The organism is Pseudomonas sp. TR47, assembly GCF_044143025.1.
Classification (GTDB): Bacteria; Pseudomonadota; Gammaproteobacteria; order Pseudomonadales; family Pseudomonadaceae; genus Aquipseudomonas; species Aquipseudomonas putida_E.
In genome coordinates, this window is the sequence record NZ_JBHFCS010000075.1 from 1 (window position 1) to 770 (window position 770).

The window sequence follows — 770 nt, forward strand, 5'->3', positions numbered from 1 at the left end:
AGAAAACCGATGCCCTCGATGGCCTGACAACGAGCAACTTGCTCCAGTAAACCAGCCTCCTTAAGTAACTCCTTGAGCTTCTTTTGGACCAGCAGATCCAACTTGTCCATTTGCTGGGTAAAGCTCTTGAACGCCGCTTTGAGCAGCTGCTCATTAGCCCAACTCTGGCTCAGGGCGGTGCGCATTGTGACCAGAGCAGCCCTGCGGCGTAGAAGGCTCTGAAGCTTGCCATAAACGGCTGGCGGCGGCGCCCAAGGGCGCAGTTCCCGGCTTTCTCGTTCCAGATAACGGCCAAGCAAAGCGGCATCACTGGCATCGGTTTTGGATCGGCCGCCAATGCCTTTTCGGTAGTTACTAAGTTGAAATCCGTCAACAACATAGACCTTGAAGCCCTTTTCATGTGCCATCTCCACAACGTCCAGGTGGTAGACGTTCGTTGCTTCGACGCACAGAGCAGTGTTGGCAGGTTGTTGCATCAGCCATCTCTTGATTTCAGGCTTGGTATTGCTCAGCGACATCTGCGTGCCGTGGCTTTGAAAATGAACGACCAGCTCGGCTTTGGCAACATCAATACCGATGATGAAATCGCTCGTTTCCATTGCCATGGTTTGCACTCCCGCTGTATGGTTTTTCGACTCGAAGGGTTTCACCAAGAGGCGCAGGCTTGTTTCTATCGTCGTTGAAGAGAACGAAGCATTCTTTATCGGCGCTTTGGTGGAAGGGGTGAGGACGATTTCTCCCACGGTCTGTACTGCTGTGAACAGTCAGAA

At 52.6% G+C, this 770-nt stretch carries 1 protein-coding gene; it reads right to left on the reverse strand.

Annotated features, from left to right (window positions below):
* Positions 1-605 (reverse strand): transposase (locus ACEWE8_RS26085; RefSeq protein WP_395589450.1); only part of this gene is annotated, 605 nt, incomplete at its 3' end.
* Positions 606-770: the final 165 nt, after the last annotated feature.